This window comes from Gardnerella coleohominis, from assembly GCF_002896555.1.
Classification (GTDB): domain Bacteria; phylum Actinomycetota; class Actinomycetes; order Actinomycetales; family Bifidobacteriaceae; genus Bifidobacterium; species Bifidobacterium vaginale_F.
On record NZ_MNLH01000031.1, the window covers coordinates 1 to 441 of the forward strand.

The 441-nt window shown below is 48.3% G+C and carries 2 pseudogenes; one reads left to right on the forward strand and one right to left on the reverse strand.

Annotated features, from left to right (window positions below):
• Nucleotides 1–145: pseudogene (locus tag BFS05_RS07035) on the reverse strand (3-deoxy-7-phosphoheptulonate synthase); the annotation flags it as partial.
• 135 nt (nucleotides 146–280) lie between these two features.
• On the opposite strand from BFS05_RS07035, the pseudogene BFS05_RS07040 reads away from it, so the two are divergent.
• Nucleotides 281–441, forward strand: a pseudogene (locus tag BFS05_RS07040) (3-deoxy-7-phosphoheptulonate synthase); the annotation flags it as partial.

Below are 441 nucleotides of genomic sequence, written 5' to 3' on the forward strand. Positions count from 1 at the left end.
GTATAAGAGACAGGCGGTTAATAATGCGATCCACACCAACCTGATCCTCCCAGCGCTGGAATTTCGCAGAATTAAGCGGATTTTGACCATTTTCAACAGCTTTTTTAACCACGCTTGAAGCACACTGTTCAGCTGTAGATTCCATTTGTCACCATCCTATAAAACAAAACGCGCACCGCCGCGCTTAGCTAAGCCACTGCATTCGCGCGCTTAGACCGCGCGAATGCAGTGGCTTAGCTAAGCGCGGCGGTGCGCGTTTTGTTTTATAGGATGGTGACAAATGGAATCTACAGCTGAACAGTGTGCTTCAAGCGTGGTTAAAAAAGCTGTTGAAAATGGTCAAAATCCGCTTAATTCTGCGAAATTCCAGCGCTGGGAGGATCAGGTTGGTGTTGATCGCATTATTAACCGCCGCGTGCTTGAGCTTGAGCCGCTTCCAAC